This is a genomic window from Pandoraea pneumonica, assembly GCF_049918595.1.
Lineage (GTDB): Bacteria > Pseudomonadota > Gammaproteobacteria > Burkholderiales > Burkholderiaceae > Pandoraea > Pandoraea pneumonica_A.
This window is the reverse complement of record NZ_JBNCRZ010000003.1, coordinates 406,911-428,918: the sequence shown is the minus strand read 5'-3', so window position 1 is coordinate 428,918 and position 22,008 is coordinate 406,911. Positions and strand designations below refer to the sequence as shown.

At 62.1% G+C, this 22,008-nt stretch carries 22 protein-coding genes; 14 read left to right on the top strand and 8 right to left on the bottom strand.

The features are described 5' to 3' along the window. Positions 1 to 86: 86 nt before the first annotated feature. Positions 87 to 599, bottom strand: a complete 513-nt coding sequence (locus ACPWR9_RS14455) for a putative toxin-antitoxin system toxin component, PIN family (RefSeq protein WP_426298643.1) — start codon at positions 597 to 599, stop codon at positions 87 to 89. A 46-nt stretch (positions 600 to 645) separates the two neighbouring features. Here ACPWR9_RS14455 and yaaA point away from each other — a divergent pair, with 46 nt between their 5' ends. Further along, positions 646 to 1,425: a peroxide stress protein YaaA gene (gene yaaA / locus ACPWR9_RS14450; RefSeq protein ID WP_426298642.1), complete on the top strand. Its 780-nt coding sequence runs from the start codon at positions 646 to 648 to the stop codon at positions 1,423 to 1,425. A gap of 66 nt (positions 1,426 to 1,491) precedes the next feature. Then, positions 1,492 to 2,649: a M14 family metallopeptidase gene (locus tag ACPWR9_RS14445; protein ID WP_426298640.1), complete on the top strand. Its 1,158-nt coding sequence runs from the start codon at positions 1,492 to 1,494 to the stop codon at positions 2,647 to 2,649. 38 nt (positions 2,650 to 2,687) lie between these two features. On the opposite strand, the gene ACPWR9_RS14440 is transcribed toward ACPWR9_RS14445, so the two are convergent. Next, positions 2,688 to 3,311, bottom strand: a complete 624-nt coding sequence (locus tag ACPWR9_RS14440) for a BspC domain-containing protein (RefSeq protein ID WP_426298638.1) — start codon at positions 3,309 to 3,311, stop codon at positions 2,688 to 2,690. Positions 3,312 to 3,413: 102 nt separating this feature from the next. Here ACPWR9_RS14440 and ACPWR9_RS14435 point away from each other — a divergent pair, with 102 nt between their 5' ends. Both ACPWR9_RS14435 and trmB read left to right on the top strand, forming a co-directional pair. Further along, positions 3,414 to 3,794: a hypothetical protein gene (locus ACPWR9_RS14435; protein ID WP_426298636.1), complete on the top strand. Its 381-nt coding sequence runs from the start codon at positions 3,414 to 3,416 to the stop codon at positions 3,792 to 3,794. Between the two features lie 87 nt (positions 3,795 to 3,881). Further along, positions 3,882 to 4,583 carry a tRNA (guanine(46)-N(7))-methyltransferase TrmB gene (gene trmB, locus ACPWR9_RS14430; protein WP_426298634.1) on the top strand — a complete coding sequence of 234 codons (702 nt, stop codon included), beginning with the start codon at positions 3,882 to 3,884 and terminating at the stop codon, positions 4,581 to 4,583. Positions 4,584 to 4,692: 109 nt separating this feature from the next. On the opposite strand, the gene ACPWR9_RS14425 is transcribed toward trmB, so the two are convergent. From ACPWR9_RS14425 to ACPWR9_RS14400, 6 genes are all read right to left on the bottom strand, one after another. Then, positions 4,693 to 5,871, bottom strand: a complete 1,179-nt coding sequence (locus ACPWR9_RS14425) for a DUF2863 family protein (protein ID WP_426298632.1) — start codon at positions 5,869 to 5,871, stop codon at positions 4,693 to 4,695. Positions 5,872 to 5,946: 75 nt separating this feature from the next. Beyond that, positions 5,947 to 6,522, bottom strand: a complete 576-nt coding sequence (locus ACPWR9_RS14420; RefSeq protein WP_426298631.1) for a methylated-DNA--[protein]-cysteine S-methyltransferase — start codon at positions 6,520 to 6,522, stop codon at positions 5,947 to 5,949. After that, positions 6,519 to 8,006: an AlkA N-terminal domain-containing protein gene (locus ACPWR9_RS14415; RefSeq protein ID WP_426298629.1), complete on the bottom strand. Its 1,488-nt coding sequence runs from the start codon at positions 8,004 to 8,006 to the stop codon at positions 6,519 to 6,521. Before ACPWR9_RS14415 ends, ACPWR9_RS14420 begins: the two co-directional genes overlap by 4 nt. A gap of 178 nt (positions 8,007 to 8,184) precedes the next feature. Continuing rightward, positions 8,185 to 10,893, bottom strand: a complete 2,709-nt coding sequence (gene acnA, locus ACPWR9_RS14410; protein WP_426298627.1) for an aconitate hydratase AcnA — start codon at positions 10,891 to 10,893, stop codon at positions 8,185 to 8,187. A 176-nt stretch (positions 10,894 to 11,069) separates the two neighbouring features. Next, positions 11,070 to 11,546, bottom strand: coding sequence for a hypothetical protein (locus ACPWR9_RS14405; RefSeq protein ID WP_426298625.1), 477 nt, complete (start codon positions 11,544 to 11,546; stop codon positions 11,070 to 11,072). Positions 11,547 to 12,093: 547 nt separating this feature from the next. Then, positions 12,094 to 13,077 carry a malate dehydrogenase gene (locus ACPWR9_RS14400; RefSeq protein WP_039368527.1) on the bottom strand — a complete coding sequence of 328 codons (984 nt, stop codon included), beginning with the start codon at positions 13,075 to 13,077 and terminating at the stop codon, positions 12,094 to 12,096. Positions 13,078 to 13,418: 341 nt separating this feature from the next. Here ACPWR9_RS14400 and ACPWR9_RS14395 point away from each other — a divergent pair, with 341 nt between their 5' ends. The 10 genes from ACPWR9_RS14395 to leuD all read left to right on the top strand — a co-directional run bounded on the left by ACPWR9_RS14395 (position 13,419) and on the right by leuD (position 21,994). Next, positions 13,419 to 14,261, top strand: coding sequence for a GntR family transcriptional regulator (locus tag ACPWR9_RS14395; protein WP_426298623.1), 843 nt, complete (start codon positions 13,419 to 13,421; stop codon positions 14,259 to 14,261). A 186-nt stretch (positions 14,262 to 14,447) separates the two neighbouring features. After that, positions 14,448 to 14,861, top strand: coding sequence for a succinate dehydrogenase, cytochrome b556 subunit (gene sdhC, locus ACPWR9_RS14390; RefSeq protein ID WP_426298621.1), 414 nt, complete (start codon positions 14,448 to 14,450; stop codon positions 14,859 to 14,861). Between the two features lies 1 nt (position 14,862). Then, positions 14,863 to 15,228 (top strand): succinate dehydrogenase, hydrophobic membrane anchor protein, encoded by a 366-nt coding sequence (gene sdhD, locus ACPWR9_RS14385; protein ID WP_150678709.1) that lies wholly within the window; start codon positions 14,863 to 14,865, stop codon positions 15,226 to 15,228. Between the two features lie 3 nt (positions 15,229 to 15,231). After that, the gene (sdhA, locus tag ACPWR9_RS14380; RefSeq protein WP_150678708.1) at positions 15,232 to 17,007 is read left to right on the top strand and encodes a succinate dehydrogenase flavoprotein subunit; all 1,776 of its coding nucleotides are present in this window, start codon (positions 15,232 to 15,234) and stop codon (positions 17,005 to 17,007) included. A 12-nt stretch (positions 17,008 to 17,019) separates the two neighbouring features. Beyond that, on the top strand, positions 17,020 to 17,724 hold the full coding sequence (locus ACPWR9_RS14375; RefSeq protein WP_064675097.1) for a succinate dehydrogenase iron-sulfur subunit: 705 nt from the start codon (positions 17,020 to 17,022) through the stop codon (positions 17,722 to 17,724). Between the two features lie 9 nt (positions 17,725 to 17,733). After that, positions 17,734 to 18,006: a succinate dehydrogenase assembly factor 2 gene (locus tag ACPWR9_RS14370; protein WP_058379326.1), complete on the top strand. Its 273-nt coding sequence runs from the start codon at positions 17,734 to 17,736 to the stop codon at positions 18,004 to 18,006. Between the two features lie 29 nt (positions 18,007 to 18,035). Further along, positions 18,036 to 19,337 (top strand): citrate synthase, encoded by a 1,302-nt coding sequence (gltA, locus tag ACPWR9_RS14365; RefSeq protein WP_426298619.1) that lies wholly within the window; start codon positions 18,036 to 18,038, stop codon positions 19,335 to 19,337. A 279-nt stretch (positions 19,338 to 19,616) separates the two neighbouring features. Then, complete coding sequence (gene leuC, locus ACPWR9_RS14360) at positions 19,617 to 21,026, top strand: 3-isopropylmalate dehydratase large subunit (protein WP_426298617.1); 1,410 nt, start codon at positions 19,617 to 19,619, stop codon at positions 21,024 to 21,026. Between the two features lie 55 nt (positions 21,027 to 21,081). Next, positions 21,082 to 21,210: an entericidin A/B family lipoprotein gene (locus tag ACPWR9_RS14355; protein ID WP_023596599.1), complete on the top strand. Its 129-nt coding sequence runs from the start codon at positions 21,082 to 21,084 to the stop codon at positions 21,208 to 21,210. Between the two features lie 133 nt (positions 21,211 to 21,343). After that, positions 21,344 to 21,994: a 3-isopropylmalate dehydratase small subunit gene (leuD, locus tag ACPWR9_RS14350; protein ID WP_426298615.1), complete on the top strand. Its 651-nt coding sequence runs from the start codon at positions 21,344 to 21,346 to the stop codon at positions 21,992 to 21,994. The last annotated feature ends 14 nt before the right edge of the window (positions 21,995 to 22,008 follow it).

Below are 22,008 nucleotides of genomic sequence, written 5' to 3'. Positions count from 1 at the left end.
AGGCAGAGTCGGATTGGACGATGGCGGTCATTTTACCGCCGCAGCGTGCGGTGTGCCGGAGGCGCAGGGTTTTGCGTCCTAGCGGCCTACCGACCTTCCACGAGCAGCGAGACGAAAGCGCTCGCTGTCACGATGCGAAAGCCGAACTGGCGGGCGACCCGGCTGCGCAGCTTGAGCACGGCCTTGTCTTTGCTCACCAGCCAGTGCGCATGGCCGTCACGGGCGGCTTCGAGAAACTTCTGATCGTCGCGGTCGCGGCACAGCGGCAGTTGCGCGGGCGGCGGGGCGTCGTCGGGCACGACGATGCGCTGCGTGTGGGCGTCGACCCATGCCAGCGCGGCGTCGTTATCGACAGCGCGCGAGACGAATTGCGGGTAAGTGAGCACCACGGCCAGCTCGTCGCGGCAGCGTTGCGCCATGAGGGCCGTCAGACGCTTTTCGAGCAGGGCGTCGCGCACGGGGCGCGCCACCGGGTCATCGAACACGAGCAAGTCGATCCAGACATTGGTGTCGAAGACCACGCGCGGCGGCGTAGCCAGCGTATCGAGGTGTTCGGCGAAGGCCCGCTCAGCGGGCGTGGCAACAGCGTTTTGAAGCATTGGATAGAATGACGGTTTTCGTTTTCGCAGGAACGCTGCACCCCATATGATAATTGTTCTCTCGCCGGCCAAATCGCTCGACTACGAAACACCCCCGCACGTGAACACGCACACCGTGCCGCAATTCGTCGACGAAGCCGCCGAACTGATCGAGGGCCTGCGCGAACTGAGCCCAGCACAAGTCGGCTCGCTCATGAGCATTTCGGACCAGCTCGCCGCGCTCAACGCCACGCGCTACGCCGACTGGACCCCTCGCTTCGATACTTCCAATGCCAAGCAAGCCGTGCTCGCCTTCAATGGCGATGTCTACGAAGGCTTGTCGGCGCGCACCCTCAGTGCGCCTCAACTCGAGTTCGCCCAGCGGCACCTGCGCATCCTCTCGGGGCTCTATGGCGTATTGCGCCCGCTCGATCTGCTGCAACCGTATCGTCTCGAGATGGGCACGCGGTTTGCCAACAAGCGCGGGCGCGATCTTTATGCCTTCTGGGGCGAGCGCGTGACGCAGACGATCAACGCGTCGCTCACCGAGCATCCGGAAACGCGCCGTGTGCTGGTGAATCTGGCGTCGGAAGAGTATTTCAAGGTGATCAAGCGCCGGCTCGTGGCCGCACCGGTCATCACGCCGGTTTTCGAAGACTGGAAGAGCGGCAAGTACAAGATCATCAGCTTCTACGCCAAGCGGGCGCGCGGGTTGATGGCGCGTTATGCCATCGAGCGCAACGTCACCGACGTGCAGCAGTTGAAGGCGTTCGACACCGAGGGTTATGCGTTCGACGACAGCGTGTCGAACGACGCGCTGTGGGTGTTCCGCCGTCGCGTGGCCTGACACACACCAACATTTAGCCCCGGGCCCTGTCCCGGGGTTTTTCATTTGCAGCCAGTGAGGCGAGTCATGACCGTATTCATCAGCAGCACGTTCGACAGTGGTGCCATCCACGTGGTGAGCGCCGAGCGCGCCGACGACATTCACGTGCGCATTCCGCAAGACAATGCGGCCGAGTTTTCGCAGTGGTTCCACTTTCGTGTGCAAGGCGTGGCGAACACGGCTTGCCGGATCGTATTCGATAACGCGAGCGAAACGTCGTATCCGCGCGGCTGGCAGGACTATCGCGCCGTGGCGTCGTACGACCGCGTGAACTGGTTCCGCGTGCCGACGACGTACGACGGCCGTGTGATGACGGTGTCGTTCACGCCGTCGCACGACAGCGTGTATCTGGCGTATTTCGAGCCGTACAACGAGGAGCGCCATCTGGCATTGCTGGGTACGGCGCAGAATTCGCCGCGCGTGCGTTCGCACTCGATCGGCGCGACGGTCGACGGCCGCGATATGACGGTGCTGACCGTGGGCGAGCCGGGCGCAGGCAAGCGCAATATCTGGGTCATCGCGCGCCAGCATCCCGGCGAGACGATGGCCGAGTGGTTTGTGGAAGGGCTGCTGCGCCGCCTGTTGGGCGCGGGAGATTGGGCGGGCGATCCGCTGGCGGCGGCGCTGCTTAACGACGCTGTGTTCCATATCGTGCCGAACATGAACCCCGACGGTTCGGCGCGCGGCAATCTGCGCACGAATGCCGCCGGCGCGAACCTGAATCGCGAGTGGCTCGAACCGGATCTCGCGCGCAGCCCGGAAGTGTTTCATGTGCGCGCGGCCATCGAGGCGGCAGGCTGCGACATGTTCTTCGACATTCACGGCGACGAAGCGCTGCCGTACGTGTTCGTGGCGGGCAACGAGGGCGTGGAAGGGGCGAGCGACGCACTGTTGGCGCGTGAGCGTGCGTTCATCGACCGCTTCAAAGCGGCGAGTCTCGACTTTCAGGACAAGTTCGGCTATCCGCCGGGCAAGCACGCGGCGGAGTCGCTCAAGCTGGCGTCGAAGTGGATTGCGCGGCGCTTCGATTGCCTGTCGCTGACGCTGGAAATGCCGTTCAAGGACAACGCGAACCGCCCCGATGCGAACGTCGGCTGGAACGGTGCGCGTAGCGCTTCGCTGGGCGCGTCGATGCTTGCCGCTATCGAGTGGCAGATGCGGGCAGACAAAACGCAGGTGCAGTGAAGCGGCGTAAGTGACGGTGCATGCACCGTCACTTACCGTCAGTTCGTCGCTTTCTTGGTCGTCGTGCTTTTCTTGGTGCTGCTCGACTTCGCCGACGACTTGCTCGTAGCACTCTTCTTCGTGGTCGACTTACCGGTGGCGTGTGCCGCTTTGCCTCGCGTGTTGCGCGTGGCACGCTTGACCGGTTGTTCGACCTGCGGCAGCGGCGACGTGTAGTCGAAGCCCATCATGCGGCCATCGGCATAGCCACAGCGAATGTGGATGTTGTCCGTCTGACCGTTGGTGCGCTTGCCGACGCCGTCGAGCTGCACCATCTGCGTGACGTCCACGCGTTGCTTGCGATCGTCGAACGGGCCGGTCCAGGGCTCGACCTTTGCGTGCTCGGGATCGAGCGCCGTGTCGCCATATTCCACACTCTCGTAACCGGGCAGCGTCGCGACGACGAAGCTCGCGTGCGCAGCACAATCGGCCACCAGCGGATCGGCGTGACGGGTGTTGACGAATTGCTCGACCAGCGCACGGTGCTGTTCGAGCGTGAAGGCTTGTGCCGGTGCCGGCAGGGCCGACAGACACAGCGGCGCAGCAATGGCTGCCAGACCGGCGACTTGGCGCACGGCTCGCAAAACCACGCCTGCGGCGCGTTGAAAAAATCGATTCGACATTGCTAGATGTATTCTCGGGGGCGCTTGGGCGCAAACTGACGCGAACACAGAAGTACGGCGGCAATGCTCTGGCATGTTGCTGCGGAGCAATGCGTACGCGCGATGACTCATGACCTGAGCTCTATAGGCGCAACGCTCGCGAAGAGGCTAAGCCGCTATTTGAAAGACAACGGCGAAAGCGAGTTCAATCTTAACCGAAAAAATGTCGCTGACGCCCTAAAGACGGGCGCGCCAGCGTGTGCCATCGATTCCAGAAAGTTACGCCGCGCTACAATGCAGGCCATATCGCGCTTGGTCTTCGCCAAATTTGCCGTGCAGCTTGCGATGCCGATGCGTCGTCGTGCTGCCATGATCTCGACCGCGTGTTTTCGCAAAGGACCGCGATTGTGGCATCGATGCACGCCGCGCGATCGCTCGAATACCGGCGGTTTTTCCGCGTGTATTTCGCGTTTTGTGCTGTGCCGCGATATCGATGTTCGGTAGTGACGGACACGTTTTGTTACCACTTGGCGCGCCCGTTTTATTGCAACGCATGGCTTGCGTGCGCTTTCACTTCTCGCTTTTCTTCGTATGTTTGCTAACTCTCGCATCGTCGCCAGCGCACAGCCCGGCCCGCACGACAAGCTCACTGAGCTCGTGGCACGACATCGCGACGCGACCTTTCGCAAGCCGCTCGCTGCCTACAGTGCGGCGGCGTTCGACAAGGCAATCGCTGTCTGGCGCACGGCAGGTTCGCCGCCACTCATCATCGATGCAGGGTGCGGTGTAGGCGAGAGCACGCTGCATCTCGCAACGCAATTCCCCGATCACTTCGTCATCGGCATCGATCAGTCGGAGAGCCGCATCGTGCGCGGCAAAGATTGGTGGGGCGATACGTGGCCCGAGAATTTTGTGTGGGTGCGCGCCGACCTCGTCGATTTCTGGCGTCAGTTGCTCGACGCGGACATTCATCCGGCGCGTCACTACATTTTTTATCCGAACCCGTGGCCGAAGATCGGACAGTTATCGCGCCGCTGGCAGGGGCATGCGGTGTTCCCGACGATTGTCGCGCTCGGCGGCGTGTTGGAGTGCCGCAGTAACTGGAACGTCTACGTCGAGGAGTTTGCGCTGGCCGTCGAATGGCTCAGCGGCGTGAAGCCCGCCGTCGAGGTTTGGATGCCTGAAACGCCGGTCACGCCGTTCGAGCGTAAGTACCTCGCGTCCGGGCACTCGTTGCATCGCTGTGTGGTGACGCTACCAAGTGCGGGCGAGCGCGACGAGAAGCAGGACTAGCGACAGCGAGCACCACAACGAGCCGCTGCAATGACAAAGGCCATGCGTGATAAGCGCATGGCCTTTGTTTTGCCATCCGAGGTGGGCGTCATCGACGCCCGACACTCGCTTAGTGGAAGTGCGGTCGGCTCGGCTCGGCGTCTTCCGGCATTTCGGCGTGAACGATCTCGCCGACGGGGTCCGGGTACAACGGCACGCCGCAGTCGTCGCAATACTCGGGATCGAAGCGGCCCGGATGCTTGCGAATTTCCGTCACGCCGCAGGCCTTGAGCAGGTCGGTCACTTCATCGAGTGCGCCGCCTTCGACTTCGCCGTTTTCGCGTCCGTACAGCGGCCACACCACGCCATAGATCACATCGTTGCTGCCACGTTGCGTGAAGCCGATGCGGTACTCGTCGATGTTTTGCTCGCCGAAGCCCGCGACCACGGCACGCAGCTCGGTCGGCGTGAGGGTGAGCACGTCTTCGAGATAGCGCAGCGCCGTGCGAATCGTGTGCGGACGAATGCGCTCGTCAGCCTCGCGGCAACTGGCGTAATACGCGTCAGGCAGCAGGCATTCGATCTCGCAGCCGGGTAGAAGGGCGTTCAGATTCGGGCCGCCTTGCGCCGTCCATGCTTCTTGGCATTGACCACGTTCGGCATGACGCGCGTCTTCCTCTTGCCAGCGGAACATCGGCGCGCCCTTCGGCACGACGACGGCAGCGAGCAGGAAACGCGGGTCGGCGAGGATCGGGGCTGTTTCCGGCAGGTCGTTGCCGGGGTGCTTCACTTCCGCATTGTCGACGGCGGCGCGCACGAGTTGCTGCGTGACCTTCCACGACTCGCAGTGCGTGCGCGGCAGTTGGTCGATGCTGTAGAGATACGGCGAGATCGCCACGCGGGCCGAATCGGCTAGCACGTGGGCGTGCAGATGCGCGCGAATGGGCATCAGCGCGTCGTCTTTCACCGGGCCCGAGGGAATCGCATAACGCGTCCACGCGAGAATCGGGATGGCGACGAGCAGGCCGTCCCAAGTCTGGCCTTCGGCGTCCGGTTCGGCCGATTCGCTTTGCGATTCGATCAGATCGGCGAGTGCACCGTAGGCTTCGCTGTGATTGGCTTGCAGATGGTCGAGCGCGGCATCGATGGCCGGTTGGTTGCCGGTGCGCAGCACGCGCGTGAGCAGCGTGTCGAGTTGGGCTTCCCAAAAGCGGTCTTCGATACGGCTGCCCGAGGCGGCGAGCGCGAGCGCGTGGCCGACCAGCTTTTCGGCGTCGGGAGTCAGTCTTTTGGCGGTGCGTGAGCGCATAGTCGAGCGAAGCAGAAACACATGAACTCACGATTGTACGGCATGCGGCAACGCGATTGAGGGGACAGTTGCACCTCAGAAGTCGAAAGCGAGATTCGCCGGGGCGGAAAGCCGCGTGCGGGCGGTGGCGGCGCTGCGTTTGGTGTCGACCGCGGCGAGCGCTGCGCCTTCGAGGGACAGCAGGGCGAGTTTGCGCTCGACGCCGCTGGCGTAGCCGGTGAGCGTGCCGTCCGCACCGATGACGCGGTGGCAAGGCACGATGATCGTGATCGGGTTGCGGCCGTTGGCGGCCCCCACGGCGCGCGATTTGTTCGCGTCGCCGAGGGCGTGAGCAAGGTCGCCGTAGCTGCGCGTCTCGCCGAACGGAATGCGGCACAACTCGGCCCAGACACTTTGCTGAAACGGCGTGCCTTCGGGGGCGAGCGCGAGTTCGAACGCACGGCGACCGTCGTGAAAGTACTCGTCGAGTTGCTGCTTGGCATCGTTGAGCACGGCGATGTCCTCTCCGTCGCGGCGCTGGGCGTCGTCGTCCGGGCAGTACTTTTGACGCGAGAAATAGACCCCGGTAAGGGCGTCCCCATTCGAGACGAGCAGCATCTCGCCGAGCGGGCTGTCGTAGAGCGCTTCGTAAAGCGTAGTCACGCGTGTCATACACAAACCTCCTGCAATGAGACAACCGGCAACCCTGCCGGTGCTTGCGCTGCGGCGCGCCAGACGTGCAGCGCCGCGTAGGCCCGCCACGGCGCCCATTGGGCGGCGCGCGCCTCGACGGCGCGTCCATCGGGCACGCCCAACGCTTGGCGCAGCACGAGATCGTCGACAGGCATGGCGTCCGGTGAGCCGAGCGCGCGCATCGCGATGTACTGCGCGGTCCATGGGCCGATGCCCTTGATGGCGAGCAAGGCCGCCACCGTGGCCTCGGGTGGTGCGAGCGGGTCCAGACGGAGGCCGTCCTCGACGATGGCGCGCGCCACACCGTGAATAGCGGCGATACGACTGCGAATGATACCGGCTTCCCCGAGTGAGTCGACAGGGACCGCAAGCATTTGCGCGGCGCTCGGGAACGTGTGCGTCAAACCGTGGACTGGCGTTGCCAATGGCGTGCCGAAGCGTTGTGCCAGCCGTCCCAGCAGGCGCCGCGCCCCTTTGACCGTGATTTGCTGGCCGACGATGGCGCGCACCGCAATTTCGAAGCCGTCGACCGCACCGGGCACGCGCAGGCCAGGCGTCGCGGTGGCGAGGGTGCCGAGATGCGCGTCGATCACATCGGGGCGGGCGCCGAGATCGAACAGGTGGCGCAGCTTGCCAAGCACTTGCGGGACGCAGCCCGCCAGCGATGGGGGCAGCGTTACCTGAAGCGCATGCCGATCCGGCAACGGCCTGATTTGGCACCAGCCGACAAGCGTCTGACCGTCTTCGCGCTCGATGCGCAACGTGCGCATGTAGGTGTCGCCTTCGCGTAGTTCCACACCCTCGATGGCGCGGTTGCCGAGAAAGTCGAGCAGGGCGTCCCAGGCGAAGGGCGGGCGATAGGCGAGTTGGAAAACGAGGTCGCCATCGGGGATGGCGGCGTGGCGGGCGTTCAGGCGCAGGCGTCCCGGGGCGAAGCCGTAGCGGGTCTTGAAGAGACCGTTAAAGCGTCTGACGCTGCCAAAACCGGCGGCAAGCGCCACTTCAGTGACGGGCAGCGCGGTATCCGTCAGCAGGCGCTTGGCGAGTAGCAGGCGTTGCGTTTGCGCGTATTCGACGGGCGACACGCCGAATTCATCGGCAAAGATGCGGCGCAGGTGGCGCTCGGTGATGCCGATGCGCGCGGCGAGGGCAGGGAGATCGGCGCTATTCAGAAAGCCTTCGTCGATCATCGCGGCGGCCGCATCGGCGAGTTCGCGCGTGGCGTCGAAGCGGGCGACACCCGGGGCAAGTTCGGGGCGGCATTTCAGGCAGGGGCGGTACCCCGCTTTTTCGGCCGCGGCCGCGCTGCCATAGAACGAGCAGTTCTCGAAGCGCGGTGTGCGCACATTGCACACCGGGCGGCAGTAGATGCCGGTCGAGGACACGCCGACGAAAAACCACCCGTCGAAACGGCGATCGCGGGCCGAGACGGCTTTGTAACAGACTTCGGGATCGAGCGTCATGGTCGGGGGAGCAGCGAAAGTATGGCTGTCACTTTACGCGCGAGGCCCGCCCGTCGCTAGTCATTTTCGGACATGACAGCCAAAACGACAAAACCCGGCCGAAGCCGGGTCTTGTCATCCGATAGGTAACACCGAAGCGTCACCCGTCAGCACATCGTTTGCGCGTTGCTGTAACGACTTACGCTGCCGCGAGCAACTGACGCAGCACGAACGGCAGGATACCGCCGTGCTTGTAGTAATCCACTTCGATCGGCGTGTCGATACGCAGCAGGGCTTCCACCTTCTGCGTTTCGCCGTTCTTGCGATGGATGACCAGCGTGACGTCTTGTTGCGGCTTGATATCGGCGGTCAGCCCTTCGATATCGAACGTTTCGTCGCCAGTGATGCCGAGCGATTGTGCGCTGTCCGAGCCCTTGAATTGCAGGGGCAGCACGCCCATGCCGACCAGGTTCGAGCGGTGGATACGTTCGAACGAGCGCGCGATCACAGCCTTCACGCCCAGCAGTTGCGTGCCCTTGGCTGCCCAGTCACGCGACGAGCCCGTGCCGTACTCTTCGCCACCGAACACGACCGTCGGGGTGCCTTCGGCCACGTACTTCATGGCGGCGTCGTAAATCGACAGCTGTTCGCCGCTCGGCTGGTGAATCGTCAGGCCGCCTTCGACGCGCGAACCGTCTTCCTTGGCCGGAATCATCAGGTTCTTGATACGCACGTTGGCGAACGTGCCGCGCATCATCACTTCGTGATTGCCGCGACGTGAACCGTAGCTGTTGAAGTCGGCCTTCAGCACGCCGTTCTCCAGCAGCCACTTGCCAGCCGGCGACGTTTCCTTGATCGAACCGGCCGGGCTGATGTGGTCGGTCGTGACCGAGTCACCAAACACGCCCAGGGCGCGCGCACCGTTCACCGGCTTGATGTCGGCGTTCGGCTCCATGGCGAAACCGTCGAAGAACGGCGGCTCGGCGATGTACGTCGAAGCCGGCCAGTTGTAGACCTCGCCCTTCGAGCCCTTGATCTTCGCCCACAGCGGGCTCGGTTCCTTCACCGAGTCGTAGTTGGCCTTGAAGACCTTGGCGTTCATCGCGAACTTCATCAGCTTGTGGATTTCTTCGCTGGTCGGCCAGATGTCGCCCAGGAAGATCTCGCGACCACCCTTGCCCTTGCCAACCGGCTCGGTCATCAGGTCGCGCGTCACGTTACCGGCAATCGCGTAAGCGACGACCAGCGGCGGCGAGGCCAGGAAGTTGGCACGAATGTTCGGGTGAATACGTGCTTCGAAGTTACGGTTGCCCGAGAGCACGGCCGACGCGACCATGTCGTTCTTCGTGATCGTCTCGTTGAGTTCGGCCGTCAGATCGCCAGCGTTACCGATACAGGTCGTGCAACCGTAAGCGGTCACGCCGAAGCCCAGCTTCTCGAGGTACGGCAGCAGGCCAGCCGCTTCGAGGTACTCGGTCACCACGCGGCTTCCCGGGGCGAGCGACGTCTTGATGTGCGGTGCGACCTTCAGGCCAGCTTCCACGGCCTTCTTGGCCAGCAGGCCGGCGGCGAGCAGCACGCTCGGGTTCGACGTGTTCGTGCACGACGTAATGGCGGCAATCAGCACGTCGCCGTTCTTCACGTCGATGCCGCTGGCCGTCTGGTACGTCGTTTCCAGTTGTTCGGTGGTCTTGTTGAAGCCGTTTTCTGCGGTCGGCTTCGTGAACAGATCGGCGAACGTCGACTTCACGTGACCGATTTCGATACGGTCTTGCGGACGCTTCGGACCTGCCAGCGACGGGGCTACCGAGCCCAGATCCAGCGTGAGCGTCTTCGTGTAATCGATTTCGTTGGTCTTGGGAATGCCGAACAGCTTCTGGGCCTTGAAGTACGACGCGAAGGCGTCGATCTCGGCCTTCGTGCGGCCCGTGCCCTGGAAGTAGTCGATCGTCTTTTCGTCGACCGGGAAGAAGCCCATCGTGGCGCCGTATTCCGGAGCCATGTTGGCGATGGTGGCGCGGTCCGGCAGCGCCAGGCTGGCCGTGCCTTCGCCGAAGAACTCGACGAACTTGCCGACGACCTTCTCGCGACGCAGCATTTCGGTGATCGTGAGCACCAGGTCGGTTGCCGTCACGCCTTCGCGCAGGCGGCCCGTCAGCTCCACGCCAACGACGTCCGGGGTCAGGAAATACACCGGCTGGCCGAGCATGCCAGCTTCGGCTTCGATACCGCCCACGCCCCAGCCCACCACGCCAATACCGTTGATCATGGTCGTGTGGCTATCGGTACCGACGAGGGTATCCGGATAGAACACGTTGTCCTTCTTGTGCACGCCACGTGCCAGATACTCCAGGTTCACCTGGTGCACGATGCCGTAGCCCGGCTGCACGACGCCGAACGTGTCGAACGCCTGCATCCCCCACTTCATGAACTGGTAGCGCTCGTTGTTGCGCTGGAATTCCAGTTTCATGTTCAGATCGAGCGCTTTCTTCTCGCGGAAATGATCGATTTGCACCGAGTGGTCGACCACCAGATCGACCGGCACCAGCGGCTCGATACGCTTCGGGTTCTTGCCCTGACGCTCGGCAACGTTACGCATGGCGGCCAGGTCGGCCAGCAGCGGCACGCCGGTGAAGTCTTGCAGCACGACGCGCGCCACGACGAACGGAATTTCGTCGACGCGATCGGCATTCGGCTTCCAGTTGGCGAGCTGCTTGACGTGCTCTTCCGTCACTTTCTTGCCGTCGCAGTTGCGCAGCACCGACTCGAGCACGATACGGATCGACACCGGCAGGCGTTCGACGTTCACACCCAGGGCTTTGCCCAGTTGGGGCAGCGAGTAGAACTTGCCTTTCTTGTCGCCGCTGAGCTTGAACTCTTTAAGCGTTTTGTGGAGGTTGTGGGCCATGATCTTTCCTTGAGTGATACAGAAAAACGAAGCGGTGTTGATGCTTTTAGTGGGGGCCGGCGTCGTGCGAATTCAGGACTGTGAATGCTGTGAATTCGCGCTCGCGCCGGTACTTCTCAATTGCGGTGCAACAGGAAAGGGGCTGGTGCCGCATGCGTCTCTTGTGCCGAGACGTCTTACTTCAGCAGTTCGACCGACTGCGTCGGGGCCAGCTTGTTCTGATCCGACATCGCTTGCGTCATGCATTCGTCAGCCAGACGGCTGCCGCCATCGCGGTGCGTGAACAGCATCGCCTTGGTCGGAATCACGACCAGGTCGAGGCCGCTCGCTGCGTCGAAGAAGCGGTCGGCGCCCGTCGTCGTCGCTTGGCGCGGCAGCTTGTAATTCCGGCCTTCCCAGAACATCGTCAGAATCTGGTCGCGCTTCATGTCGCCCTTGATGTACAGCTTGTTGTTCTCTTTGCAGCTCCAGAGTTCCGAACCTTCGTCCGGTTGCGCCGGTGCCGCGGCGACAGCGGCTTTCTTCTTGGCCGGGGCTTTCTTCTTCGGAGCGGCCTTCTTAGTCGTCGTGGTCGACGCATCGGCAGCAAACGCCGCCGGCACCATGGCTGCGGAACACAGGGCGACCAGCGCGGTCAGGCAAAGCTTCTTCATGGTGAGTCTCCAGTCGGTAAGAAATCGAAAGCGCAGATTATCGTACGAAGTCTGCGTAGTTCGGCGTCACCATACAAATTTTTTCATTTCCGCGCGGGCAAACGCTGTGGGCGGCGGCGGTGTGGACCGGCGTCGCTGATGTTGGTGTTGCGGTGCGGAATGGGCCTGCGGGGTGTGAAGCGGGCGGGATGCTTGGCGAAACGAACGCTGGGAGGCGGAGGAAGCGGGGGAAGCGGGGGAACTGCCGGAATCCAGTGCTGCCATCGGCATACCGGCGCCCGGGGTCGGGTGCGGCAGGCTTGCGGCGGCTTTGAGGATTTGCATTCGCTTGGCCAAAAATTCGCTCTCTGAGTCGCTGATCTCGTACGCCAGGGGATGGGCGTGAAGATACGCGAAACGTCGTGACTGCGGGTGTTCTTATGCTTATCCGATTCGGGAAAAATCCTTCAATCGGAAGGGTAGCGCCGACATGGGGGTGTGCCGCCGGCGCTGTTTCGGCCCCCCGCGATGCTTGTGGCAGCGCTTGGGGCCGAGGTCTCCGAGGGGATTAGCCCAGCAGATGTGCTACGCCAGCACGCTCTTCTTCCAACTCGTTGAGCGTGATGTTCATCTTTTCGCGCGAGTAGGCGTCGATTTCGAGGCCTTCCACACGCTTGTACTTGCCGTTTTCGCAGGTGACCGGCACGCCGTAGATGACGTCTTCCGGAATACCGTACGAGCCGTCCGACGGGATACCCATCGTGACCCACTTGCCGTTCGTGCCCAGCACCCAGTCATGGATGTGGTCGATGGCAGCGTTGGCAGCCGAAGCAGCCGACGACAGACCACGAGCTTCGATGATGGCGGCGCCGCGCTTGCCGACGGTCGGCAGGAACACGTCGTTGTTCCACACGTCGTCGTTGATCAGCGACTTAACGTTCTGGCCGTCGATCGTGGCGAAACGGTAGTCGGCGTACATCGTCGGCGAGTGGTTGCCCCACACGGCCAGCTTTTCGATGCTGGCGACCGGCTTGCCGGTCTTGGCGGCGATTTGCGACAGGGCACGGTTGTGGTCCAGACGCAGCATCGCGGTGAAGTTTTCCTTCGGCAGATTCGGAGCCGACTTCATGGCGATGTAAGCATTCGTGTTGGCCGGGTTGCCGACCACGAGCACCTTGACGTCACGCTTGGCGACTTCGTCCAGGGCCTTGCCTTGCACCGTGAAAATAGCGCCGTTGGCTTCGAGCAGGTCCTTGCGTTCCATGCCCTTCGAGCGCGGACGGGCACCGACCAGCAGCGCGACGTCGGCATCCTTGAAGGCGACCTTCGGATCGTCGGTCACCACCACGCCGGCGAGCAGCGGGAATGCGCAGTCTTCGAGCTCCATCACGACGCCCTTAACGGCGGCTTGAGCTTGCGGGAGGTCGAGCAGTTGCAGGATGACGGGCTGATCCTTGCCGAGCATGTCGCCATTGGCGATGCGGAACAGCAGGGAGTAGCCGATTTGGCCAGCGGCGCCGGTGACGGCGACACGCATTGCGGGTTTTGCCATGAGAATCTCTCCAGACGTGTACAAATTCCTGCGAAGCTCAAGATAAGCTCGCCGTCCGGGTGGCTTTTTGCCAGGCTGACAGCGCGGCGTCACATGAAGCTTCTAAAATTCCTTGACCTACGGAAGCTTGCGGGCTGCGGGGTGTGCTGCCAGCGATTTGTGCGAAGCGCCGGACTCTCTTATAAGATAGCCGGGCTGCGGCTGCGCAGGCCCCTATTAGCCCGCGCCAGTGTAGGAGTCGCCACACTGAATGTCAACTCTATCTTATGTCTTATATAAGACATAGGATTATTGCTGTTATTCGATGGACGAAGGTCTTGATTTGTGGTCAAATCCCCGCCATGAATGCGAACGTTCGCGACACATCCAACACCACGCCGCCTGTCGATGCCCCGCAGCGGCCGGACAGCGCGCGTGACGGCGCACCGGCACCTCAGGGCCCGTCGGGCGTGGCTGCGGCAAGCGCGTCGCCCACGTTCAGTCCGCTGTACCAGCAGATCAAAGGGCTCATTACACAGAGCCTGCAAGCCGGCGAATGGAAGCCCGGCGAAATCATTCCCAGTGAAGTCGACTTGGCTGGCCGTTACAAGGTCAGTCAGGGCACGGTACGTAAAGCCATCGATGAGCTTTCGGCCGAAAACCTGCTCGTGCGCCGTCAGGGCCGCGGCACGTTTGTCGCGACTCACCATGAAGACCGGGTGCAATTCCGGTTTCTGCGTCTCGCGCCCGATTCGGGCGAACAACACCATCCTCCCAGTCGTCTGATCGAGTGCCGCCGTATGCGCGCACCGGCGGAGATTGCGCGCCAATTGGAACTGCGCGCCGGGGATGGGGTGATTCTGATCCGCCGCATGATGGATTTCTCGGACCGTCCCACGGTGCTCGACGAAATCTGGTTGCCGGGCACGCTGTTTCGCGGCCTGACGGCGGAGAAGCTCAATGAATACAAGGGGCCGATGTACGGGCTCTTCGAAGACGAATTCGGTACGCGCATGATTCGCGCCGTGGAAAAAGTCCGCGCCGTGGCCGCAGACGACATGACGGCGGATCTGCTCAAGGTGCCGAAGGGATTCCCGCTGTTGAGTGTGGAGCGCGTCTCCTACACTTACGGAGACAAACCGGTGGAAGTGCGCCGGGGTTGGTATGTCACCACGGAACATCATTACCAGAACGAATTAAGTTGAGAGGGTAGGGCGGTCGAGGGGATTGGCTGGCGTCGTGGCCGGCGAATGCCCGATGGCCGGAGGCATGAGGGGCGGCGTGTCGTGCGCCGTTGGCAGGGAATTTCCGGGTCATTGGGAACCGTGATGGTGCAACGCACTAGAAACGGCGCTAAAATCCGGGGCTGATGTAACTACATGGGGTCTAGCATGGCTGAAGTGGTAAAAAAAGAGCGGCCAGTCTACAGGAATATCGGTATCGGACAGATTGTCACGTACCGTCTCCCGCTGGCTGGTATCGTGTCTATCCTGCACCGTATTAGCGGTGTGATCTTGTTCCTGTTGTTGCCGTTCGCACTGTATTTGTTCGAACAGAGCCTGACATCGGAACTCAGCTTCGACGTTCTGCGAAGCATCGCCTCCAACTGGTTTGCCAAGCTCGTCATCCTTGCGCTGTCGTGGGGCTTCTTGCAGCACTTCTGTGCTGGCGTGCGCCACCTGCGCATGGACTTCAACCACGACGCCGTGAGCAAAGAAGGCGGCAAGAACTCGGCCGTGGTCGTGATGGTCGTGTCGCTCGTGCTGACGCTGGCCGTCGCCCTCAAGCTGTTCGGAGCGTTCTAAGATGGCACAGAACAATATCGGTTCCAAGCGCCTGGTCGTCGGCGCCCACTACGGGCTGCGCGACTGGATTGCGCAGCGCATGACCGCGGTCATCATGGCCGTGTACACCGTGATCCTGCTGGTGTGGTTCTTCCTCGCCAAGGATTTCTCCTACGAAGGCTGGGCTGGCATCTTCTCGCATCAGTGGATGAAGCTGGCCACGTTCGTTACGCTGCTCGCGCTGTTCTATCACGCGTGGGTCGGTGTGCGCGACGTGTGGATGGACTACGTCAAGCCGGTCGGTGTGCGACTGGCGCTGTACGCGCTGACGATCGTCTGGCTGCTGGCTTGTGCCGGCTACGCCGCGCAGATTCTGTGGAGAGTGTAAAGAATGGCTGCAATTAAAAATTCGCTGCCGCGCCGCCGCTTTGACGTTGTCATCGTGGGCGCAGGTGGTTCGGGCATGCGTGCGTCGCTGCAACTGGCCAAGGCCGGTCTGTCGGTGGCCGTGCTGTCCAAGGTGTTCCCCACCCGTTCGCATACCGTTGCTGCCCAGGGCGGCATCGGCGCTTCGCTCGGCAACATGAGCGAAGACAACTGGCACTACCACTTCTACGACACCATCAAGGGCTCCGACTGGCTCGGCGACCAAGATGCGATCGAGTTCATGTGCCGTCAGGCACCGAACGCCGTGTACGAGCTCGAACACTTCGGCATGCCGTTCGACCGTAACCCGGATGGCACGATTTATCAGCGCCCGTTCGGCGGCCACACGGCCAACTACGGCGAGAAGCCGGTTCAGCGCGCTTGCGCAGCTGCCGACCGTACTGGTCACGCGCTGCTGCACACGCTGTATCAGCAAAACGTCGCCGCCAAGACCCACTTCTTCGTAGAGTGGATGGCGCTCGATCTGATCCGTAACGAAGAGGGCGATGTCCTCGGCGTGTCGGCATTGGAACTCGAAACCGGCGAAGTCTACCTGCTCGAAGCCAAGTGCACGTTGTTCGCGACCGGCGGTGCCGGCCGTGTGTACGCCGCCTCGACCAACGCGTTCATCAACACCGGCGACGGTCTGGGGATGGCAGCGCGTGCGGGCATTCCGCTCGAAGACATGGAATTCTGGCAATTCCACCCGACCGGCGTGGCCGGCGCGGGCGTGCTGATTACCGAAGGTGTGCGCGGCGAAGGCGGTATTCTGCGCAACTCGAACGGCGAGCGTTTCATGGAACGCTATGCCCCGACGCTGAAGGACCTGGCGCCGCGTGACTTCGTGTCGCGTTCGATGGACCAGGAAATCAAGGAAGGCCGTGGTTGCGGCCCGAACGGCGACTACGTGCTGCTCGACCTCTCGCACATCGGTGCCGAGACGATCATGAAGCGTCTGCCGTCGATCCGCGAAATCGCGCTGAAGTTCGCCAACGTCGACGCGATCAAGGAACCGATCCCGGTCGTGCCGACCATCCACTATCAGATGGGTGGTATTCCGACGAACTACCACGGCCAGGTCGTGGTGCAGAAGGAAGGCAGCTCGGTGCCGGTCAACGGCTTCTACGCTGTGGGCGAATGCTCGTGCGTGTCGGTCCACGGTGCAAACCGTCTGGGCACGAACTCGCTGCTCGACCTGGTGGTGTTCGGCCGTGCGGCCGGTAACCACATCGTCGACTTCGTGAAGAATCACGGCGACCACAAGCCGCTGCCCGCCGACGCCGGCGAGAACGCCTTGGCACGTCTGGGCCGTCTCGATGGCTCGAGCTCGGGCGAGTACGCACAAGACATCGCCAACGACATCCGCGCGACCATGCAGAAGCACGCTGGCGTGTTCCGTACCGCCGACCTGCTCAAGGAAGGTGTGGGCGAGATTCTGCAAGTGGCCGAGCGCGTCTCGCACGTCCACCTGAAGGACAAGTCGAAGGTGTTCAACACGGCGCGTATGGAAGCGCTGGAAGTCGACAACCTGATCGAAGTGGCCAAGGCCACCATGATCGCAGCCGAAGCCCGTAAGGAAAGCCGTGGCGCACACGCGCACAGCGATTATCCGGAACGCGACGACGCTAACTGGATGCGCCACTCGCTGTTCTTCAGCGAAGGCAATCGTCTGGATTACAAGCCGGTGCAACTCAAGCCGCTGACCGTCGACTCGGTTCCGCCCAAGGCGCGGACGTTCTAAGGGATTCGCAAGATCATGAAACGCATTTTCGAAGTCTACCGCTACGATCCGGACAAGGACGCCGCACCGTACATGCAGACCTACGAGGTCGAACTCGACGGTCACGAGCGCATGCTGCTCGACGCATTGGTCAAGCTCAAGAAGATCGATGAAGGCATCGCCTTCCGCCGCTCGTGCCGTGAAGGCGTGTGCGGTTCGGACGCGATGAACATCAACGGCAAGAATGGTCTGGCCTGCCTGACCAACATGAAGGATCTGCCGAACAAGATCGTTCTGAAGCCGCTGCCGGGCCTGCCCGTCATTCGCGACCTGATCGTCGACATGACGCACTTCTTCAACCAGTACCACTCGATCAAGCCGTACCTGATCAACCCCGAGCCGGCACCGGAGAAGGAGCGCCTTCAGTCGCCCGAACAGCGTGATGAGCTCGATGGCTTGTACGAGTGTATTCTGTGCGCATCGTGCTCGACGTCGTGCCCGAGCTTCTGGTGGAACCCGGACAAGTTCGTCGGCCCGGCTGGCCTGCTGCAAGCGTATCGCTTCATCGCGGATAGCCGCGATACGGCGACGAGCGAGCGTCTGGACAACCTGGAAGACCCGTACCGACTGTTCCGCTGCCACACCATCATGAACTGTGTGGACGTGTGCCCGAAGGGTCTGAACCCGACGAAGGCCATCGGTAAGATCAAGGAGTTGATGGTGCGTCGCGCCGTCTAATCATTGATCATGCCGGACACTACTCACCAGTCTGATCCGGTCAAGCGTGCCCGCCTGCGTTGGCGGGCACGTCGCGGCTTGCTGGAAAACGACCTCATCCTCGAACGGTTCTTCGCCAAGTACGAAGCCTCGATGACCGATGAGGACGTCGGCGCCCTGACCAGGCTGCTCGATTTGAGCGACAACGATTTGATGGATCTGCTGCTAGCGCGTAAAGAGCCCGAGGCGGATCTGGACGGGCCGGACGTGCAGCGCCTGCTGGCGCTTCTGCGTGCCGTGTAGGGGTTTAAGTATTTTTTTGAGGAAGCGATATGACTCCGTCTGATGTTAAAGCCACCCTATCTTTCTCCGATGAATCGCCCAGCGTAGAGCTGCCGATTTATAAGGGTACGATGGGTCCGGATGTGATCGACATCCGTAAGCTGTACGGCCAGACCGGCAAATTCACGTATGACCCGGGCTTTATGTCGACGGCGTCGTGCAATTCCGCCATCACTTACATCGATGGCGACAAGGGCGAGCTGCTGTACCGCGGCTACCCGATCGAACAGTTGGCCACCAACTGCGACTTCCTCGAGACCTCGTACCTGTTGCTCAAGGGCGAACTGCCGAGCGCGCAACAGAAGGCCGAGTTCGTCGAGACCGTGACCCGTCACACGATGGTTCACGAGCAGATGAATTTCTTCTTCCGTGGCTTCCGCCGTGACGCGCACCCGATGGCTGTGCTGACCGGTTCGGTCGGCGCCCTGTCGGCGTTCTACCACGACTCGCTGGACATCAATAACCCGAATCACCGCGAAGTCTCGGCGATTCGCTTGATCGCCAAGCTGCCGACGCTCGTCGCCATGGCGTACAAGTACAGCATCGGTCAGCCGTTCGTGTACCCGCGCAACGACCTGTCGTACAGCGCGAACTTCATGCGCATGATGTTCGCGAACCCGTGCGAAGAGTACAAGGTCAACGACGTGCTGGTGCGCGCCCTCGACCGTATCCTGATCCTGCACGCCGATCACGAACAAAACGCTTCGACCTCGACCGTGCGTCTGGCCGGTTCGTCGGGCGCTAACCCGTTCGCCTGTATCGCTGCCGGTATCGCCTGTCTGTGGGGCCCGGCGCACGGTGGTGCGAACGAAGCCGCGCTCAACATGCTCGAGCAGATCGGTTCGCCGGACAAGATTCCTGAGTTCATCAAGCAAGTGAAGGACAAGAACTCGGGCGTCAAGCTGATGGGCTTCGGTCACCGCGTGTACAAGAACTACGATCCGCGTGCCAAGCTGATGCGCGAAACGTGCTACGAAGTGCTCAACGAACTGGGCCTGCACGACGATCCGCTGTTCAAGCTGGCCATGCAGCTCGAAAAGATCGCCCTGGAAGACGAATACTTCGTGTCGCGCAAGCTGTACCCGAACGTCGACTTCTACTCGGGTATCGTTCAACGCGCACTGGGTATCCCGACGTCGATGTTCACCTGCATCTTCGCGCTGGCCCGTACCGTGGGCTGGATCGCGCAGTGGAACGAGATGATCGGCGAGCCGGACCAGAAGATTGGCCGTCCGCGTCAGCTGTTCATCGGCCACACGCCGCGCGAAGTCGTGGCCATCGACAAGCGCTAAGCGCGTCGAAGCCTCCGGCACGGCCCCCGCTTGCCGTGCCGGCACCGCAACCTTGCCGAAACGGCAAGGCGGTGCGGCCCGCAACGAGCCCTCGTTGCGCTATATTCGAATCCACGGCACACGCTGCCGTGATTCGCACAAATCCCCGGTTGATCGTGCGTTTACCGCCCGGTTTCCCGGGGATTTCGTATTCCGCCGGCGCGAAAGCGCTATGGCATAATCAAAAGTTCCCAGAACGATTTTTGTTCCCAGAACGATATTTCGCCCCGCGTTTTTATCATGGCCCAGACGCTGTATGACAAGTTGTGGGATGCACACGTCGTGCATACCGAGGACGATGGCACCACGGTGCTCTACATCGACCGTCACCTGCTGCATGAGGTGACCAGTCCGCAGGCGTTCGAGGGGCTAAAACTCGCGCAGCGTCCGGTCTGGCGTCTCTCGGCCAACCTTGCGGTCTCCGACCACAACGTGCCGACCACCGACCGCACGCAAGGCATCGCCGACCCGATTTCGCGTTTGCAAGTCGACACGCTCGATAGCAATTGCGACAGCTTCGGCATTACCCAATTCAAGATGAACGATCTCCGTCAGGGCATCGTGCACGTGATCGGCCCTGAGCAGGGCGCCACGCTGCCCGGCATGACGGTGGTGTGCGGCGACTCGCACACGTCGACGCATGGCGCCTTCGGGGCGCTGGCCTTCGGCATCGGCACGTCGGAAGTCGAGCACACGCTCGCCACGCAGACGCTGCTCATGAAGAAGAGCAAGAACATGCTCGTGAAGGTCGAAGGCACGCTGCCGCGCGGCTGTTCCGCCAAGGACATCGTGCTCGCCGTGATCGGCAAGATCGGTACCGCAGGCGGCACTGGCTACACGATCGAGTTCGCGGGTTCGGCCATTCGCTCGCTGACGATGGAAGGCCGTATGACCGTGTGCAATATGGCGATCGAAGCCGGCGCCCGCGCCGGTCTGGTCGGCGTGGACGACACGACGATCAACTACGTGAAGGGCCGTCCGTTCTCGCCGAGCGGCGTGGAATTCCAGCAGGCTGAAGCCTACTGGCGCACGTTCCACACCGACCCGGGTGCGAAGTTCGATCACGTTGTCGAGATCAATGCCGCCGACCTCCGCCCGCAAGTGAGCTGGGGCACGTCGCCGGAAATGGTGGTCAGCATCGACGACCGCGTGCCGGACCCGGAGAAGGAAAAAGACCCGGTCAAGCGCAGCGCCATGGAGCGCGCGCTCGAGTACATGGCGCTCACGCCGGATACGCCGATGTCGAGCATCAACGTCGACAAGGTGTTCATCGGTTCGTGCACCAACTCGCGCATCGAAGACATTCGCGCTGCGGCCTACGTGGTGAAGAAGCTGGGCCGCCGTGTGGCATCGAACGTGCGTCTGGCGATGGTGGTGCCGGGCTCCGGTCTGGTGAAGCATCAAGCCGAACAGGAAGGGCTGGATCAGGTCTTCAAGGCCGCCGGCTTCGAATGGCGCGAGCCGGGTTGCTCGATGTGTCTGGCGATGAACGCCGACCGTCTGGAGCCGGGCGAGCGTTGCGCATCGACCTCGAATCGTAACTTCGAAGGCCGTCAGGGCGCAGGTGGTCGTACGCACCTGGTGAGCCCGGCCATGGCGGCAGCGGCTGCCATCGAAGGTCATTTCGTCGACGTGCGCCGCCTGGTTTAAGGGCAGAGCATCGATTTATCCGTCGTTTGACACTTTCTTTTAAAGAGATAAAACCATGAAGAAACTGTGGATGCTGATCGGTGCGGTGCTGCTGCTGGGTGTTGCGGGTTGCAACACGATGGCCGGCCTGGGCAAAGATACGCAGGCGGCTGGCTCGGCGCTCGAGAACGCGGCGAAGAAGTGATGCGACGGTGCGCGTCGCGCGGGTTTCGATCCCGTGGCGGGCACCTTTGAGATTCCGGCGTTAGCGGCCATTACCCTGCACTCAACTGCGCAGGTGCCGCTACCGCCGAACTGATTGAATCAGGTGGTTTGTGATGGAAAAATTTACCGTCCATACGGGGTTGGTGGCACCGCTCGATCGCGAGAACGTCGATACCGACGCGATCATCCCCAAGCAATTTTTGAAGTCGATCAAGCGCACGGGCTTTGGCCAGAACCTGTTCGACGAATGGCGTTATCTCGATGTGGGTGAGCCGGGGCAGGATTGCAGCACGCGTCCGCTTAACACGAACTTCGTGCTGAATCAGCCGCGCTACCAAGGCTCGACGATTCTGCTTGCACGCAAGAACTTCGGCTGCGGCAGCTCGCGTGAGCACGCCCCGTGGGCCTTGCAGCAATACGGCTTTCGCGCCGTGATTGCGTCGAGCTTCGCCGATATCTTCTTCAACAACTGCTACAAGAATGGGCTGCTGCCGATCGCGCTGTCCGAGTTGCAGGTCGATCACCTGTTCAACGAGACGGCCGCATTTACCGGCTATCAGTTGACCATCGACCTCGACAAGCAGGCGGTGATCACGCCCGATGGCCGTGGTTACGAATTCGATATCGCACCGTTCCGCAAGTACTGCCTGATGAACGGTTTCGACGACATCGGCCTGACGCTGCGTCACGCCGACAAGATTCGCGCGTATGAAGCCGAGCGGCTTGCCAAGCAGCCGTGGCTCTCGACTCGCCTGCCGGGCTGAGCCCCGCACCCCCT

Excerpts from the sequence above, each read along its gene's own strand:
- ACPWR9_RS14455 (WP_426298643.1), bottom strand. The coding sequence starts at position 599 with ATGCTTCAAAACGCTGTTGCCACGCCCGCTGAGCGGGCCTTCGCCGAA.
- yaaA (WP_426298642.1), top strand. The coding sequence starts at position 646 with ATGATAATTGTTCTCTCGCCGGCCAAATCGCTCGACTACGAAACACCC.
- ACPWR9_RS14445 (WP_426298640.1), top strand. The coding sequence starts at position 1,492 with ATGACCGTATTCATCAGCAGCACGTTCGACAGTGGTGCCATCCACGTG.
- ACPWR9_RS14440 (WP_426298638.1), bottom strand. The coding sequence starts at position 3,311 with ATGTCGAATCGATTTTTTCAACGCGCCGCAGGCGTGGTTTTGCGAGCC.
- ACPWR9_RS14435 (WP_426298636.1), top strand. The coding sequence starts at position 3,414 with ATGACTCATGACCTGAGCTCTATAGGCGCAACGCTCGCGAAGAGGCTA.
- trmB (WP_426298634.1), top strand. The coding sequence starts at position 3,882 with ATGTTTGCTAACTCTCGCATCGTCGCCAGCGCACAGCCCGGCCCGCAC.
- ACPWR9_RS14425 (WP_426298632.1), bottom strand. The coding sequence starts at position 5,871 with ATGCGCTCACGCACCGCCAAAAGACTGACTCCCGACGCCGAAAAGCTG.
- ACPWR9_RS14420 (WP_426298631.1), bottom strand. The coding sequence starts at position 6,522 with ATGACACGCGTGACTACGCTTTACGAAGCGCTCTACGACAGCCCGCTC.
- ACPWR9_RS14415 (WP_426298629.1), bottom strand. The coding sequence starts at position 8,006 with ATGACGCTCGATCCCGAAGTCTGTTACAAAGCCGTCTCGGCCCGCGAT.
- acnA (WP_426298627.1), bottom strand. The coding sequence starts at position 10,893 with ATGGCCCACAACCTCCACAAAACGCTTAAAGAGTTCAAGCTCAGCGGC.
- ACPWR9_RS14405 (WP_426298625.1), bottom strand. The coding sequence starts at position 11,546 with ATGAAGAAGCTTTGCCTGACCGCGCTGGTCGCCCTGTGTTCCGCAGCC.
- ACPWR9_RS14400 (WP_039368527.1), bottom strand. The coding sequence starts at position 13,077 with ATGGCAAAACCCGCAATGCGTGTCGCCGTCACCGGCGCCGCTGGCCAA.
- ACPWR9_RS14395 (WP_426298623.1), top strand. The coding sequence starts at position 13,419 with ATGAATGCGAACGTTCGCGACACATCCAACACCACGCCGCCTGTCGAT.
- sdhC (WP_426298621.1), top strand. The coding sequence starts at position 14,448 with ATGGCTGAAGTGGTAAAAAAAGAGCGGCCAGTCTACAGGAATATCGGT.
- sdhD (WP_150678709.1), top strand. The coding sequence starts at position 14,863 with ATGGCACAGAACAATATCGGTTCCAAGCGCCTGGTCGTCGGCGCCCAC.
- sdhA (WP_150678708.1), top strand. The coding sequence starts at position 15,232 with ATGGCTGCAATTAAAAATTCGCTGCCGCGCCGCCGCTTTGACGTTGTC.
- ACPWR9_RS14370 (WP_058379326.1), top strand. The coding sequence starts at position 17,734 with ATGCCGGACACTACTCACCAGTCTGATCCGGTCAAGCGTGCCCGCCTG.
- gltA (WP_426298619.1), top strand. The coding sequence starts at position 18,036 with ATGACTCCGTCTGATGTTAAAGCCACCCTATCTTTCTCCGATGAATCG.
- leuC (WP_426298617.1), top strand. The coding sequence starts at position 19,617 with ATGGCCCAGACGCTGTATGACAAGTTGTGGGATGCACACGTCGTGCAT.
- ACPWR9_RS14355 (WP_023596599.1), top strand. The coding sequence starts at position 21,082 with ATGAAGAAACTGTGGATGCTGATCGGTGCGGTGCTGCTGCTGGGTGTT.
- leuD (WP_426298615.1), top strand. The coding sequence starts at position 21,344 with ATGGAAAAATTTACCGTCCATACGGGGTTGGTGGCACCGCTCGATCGC.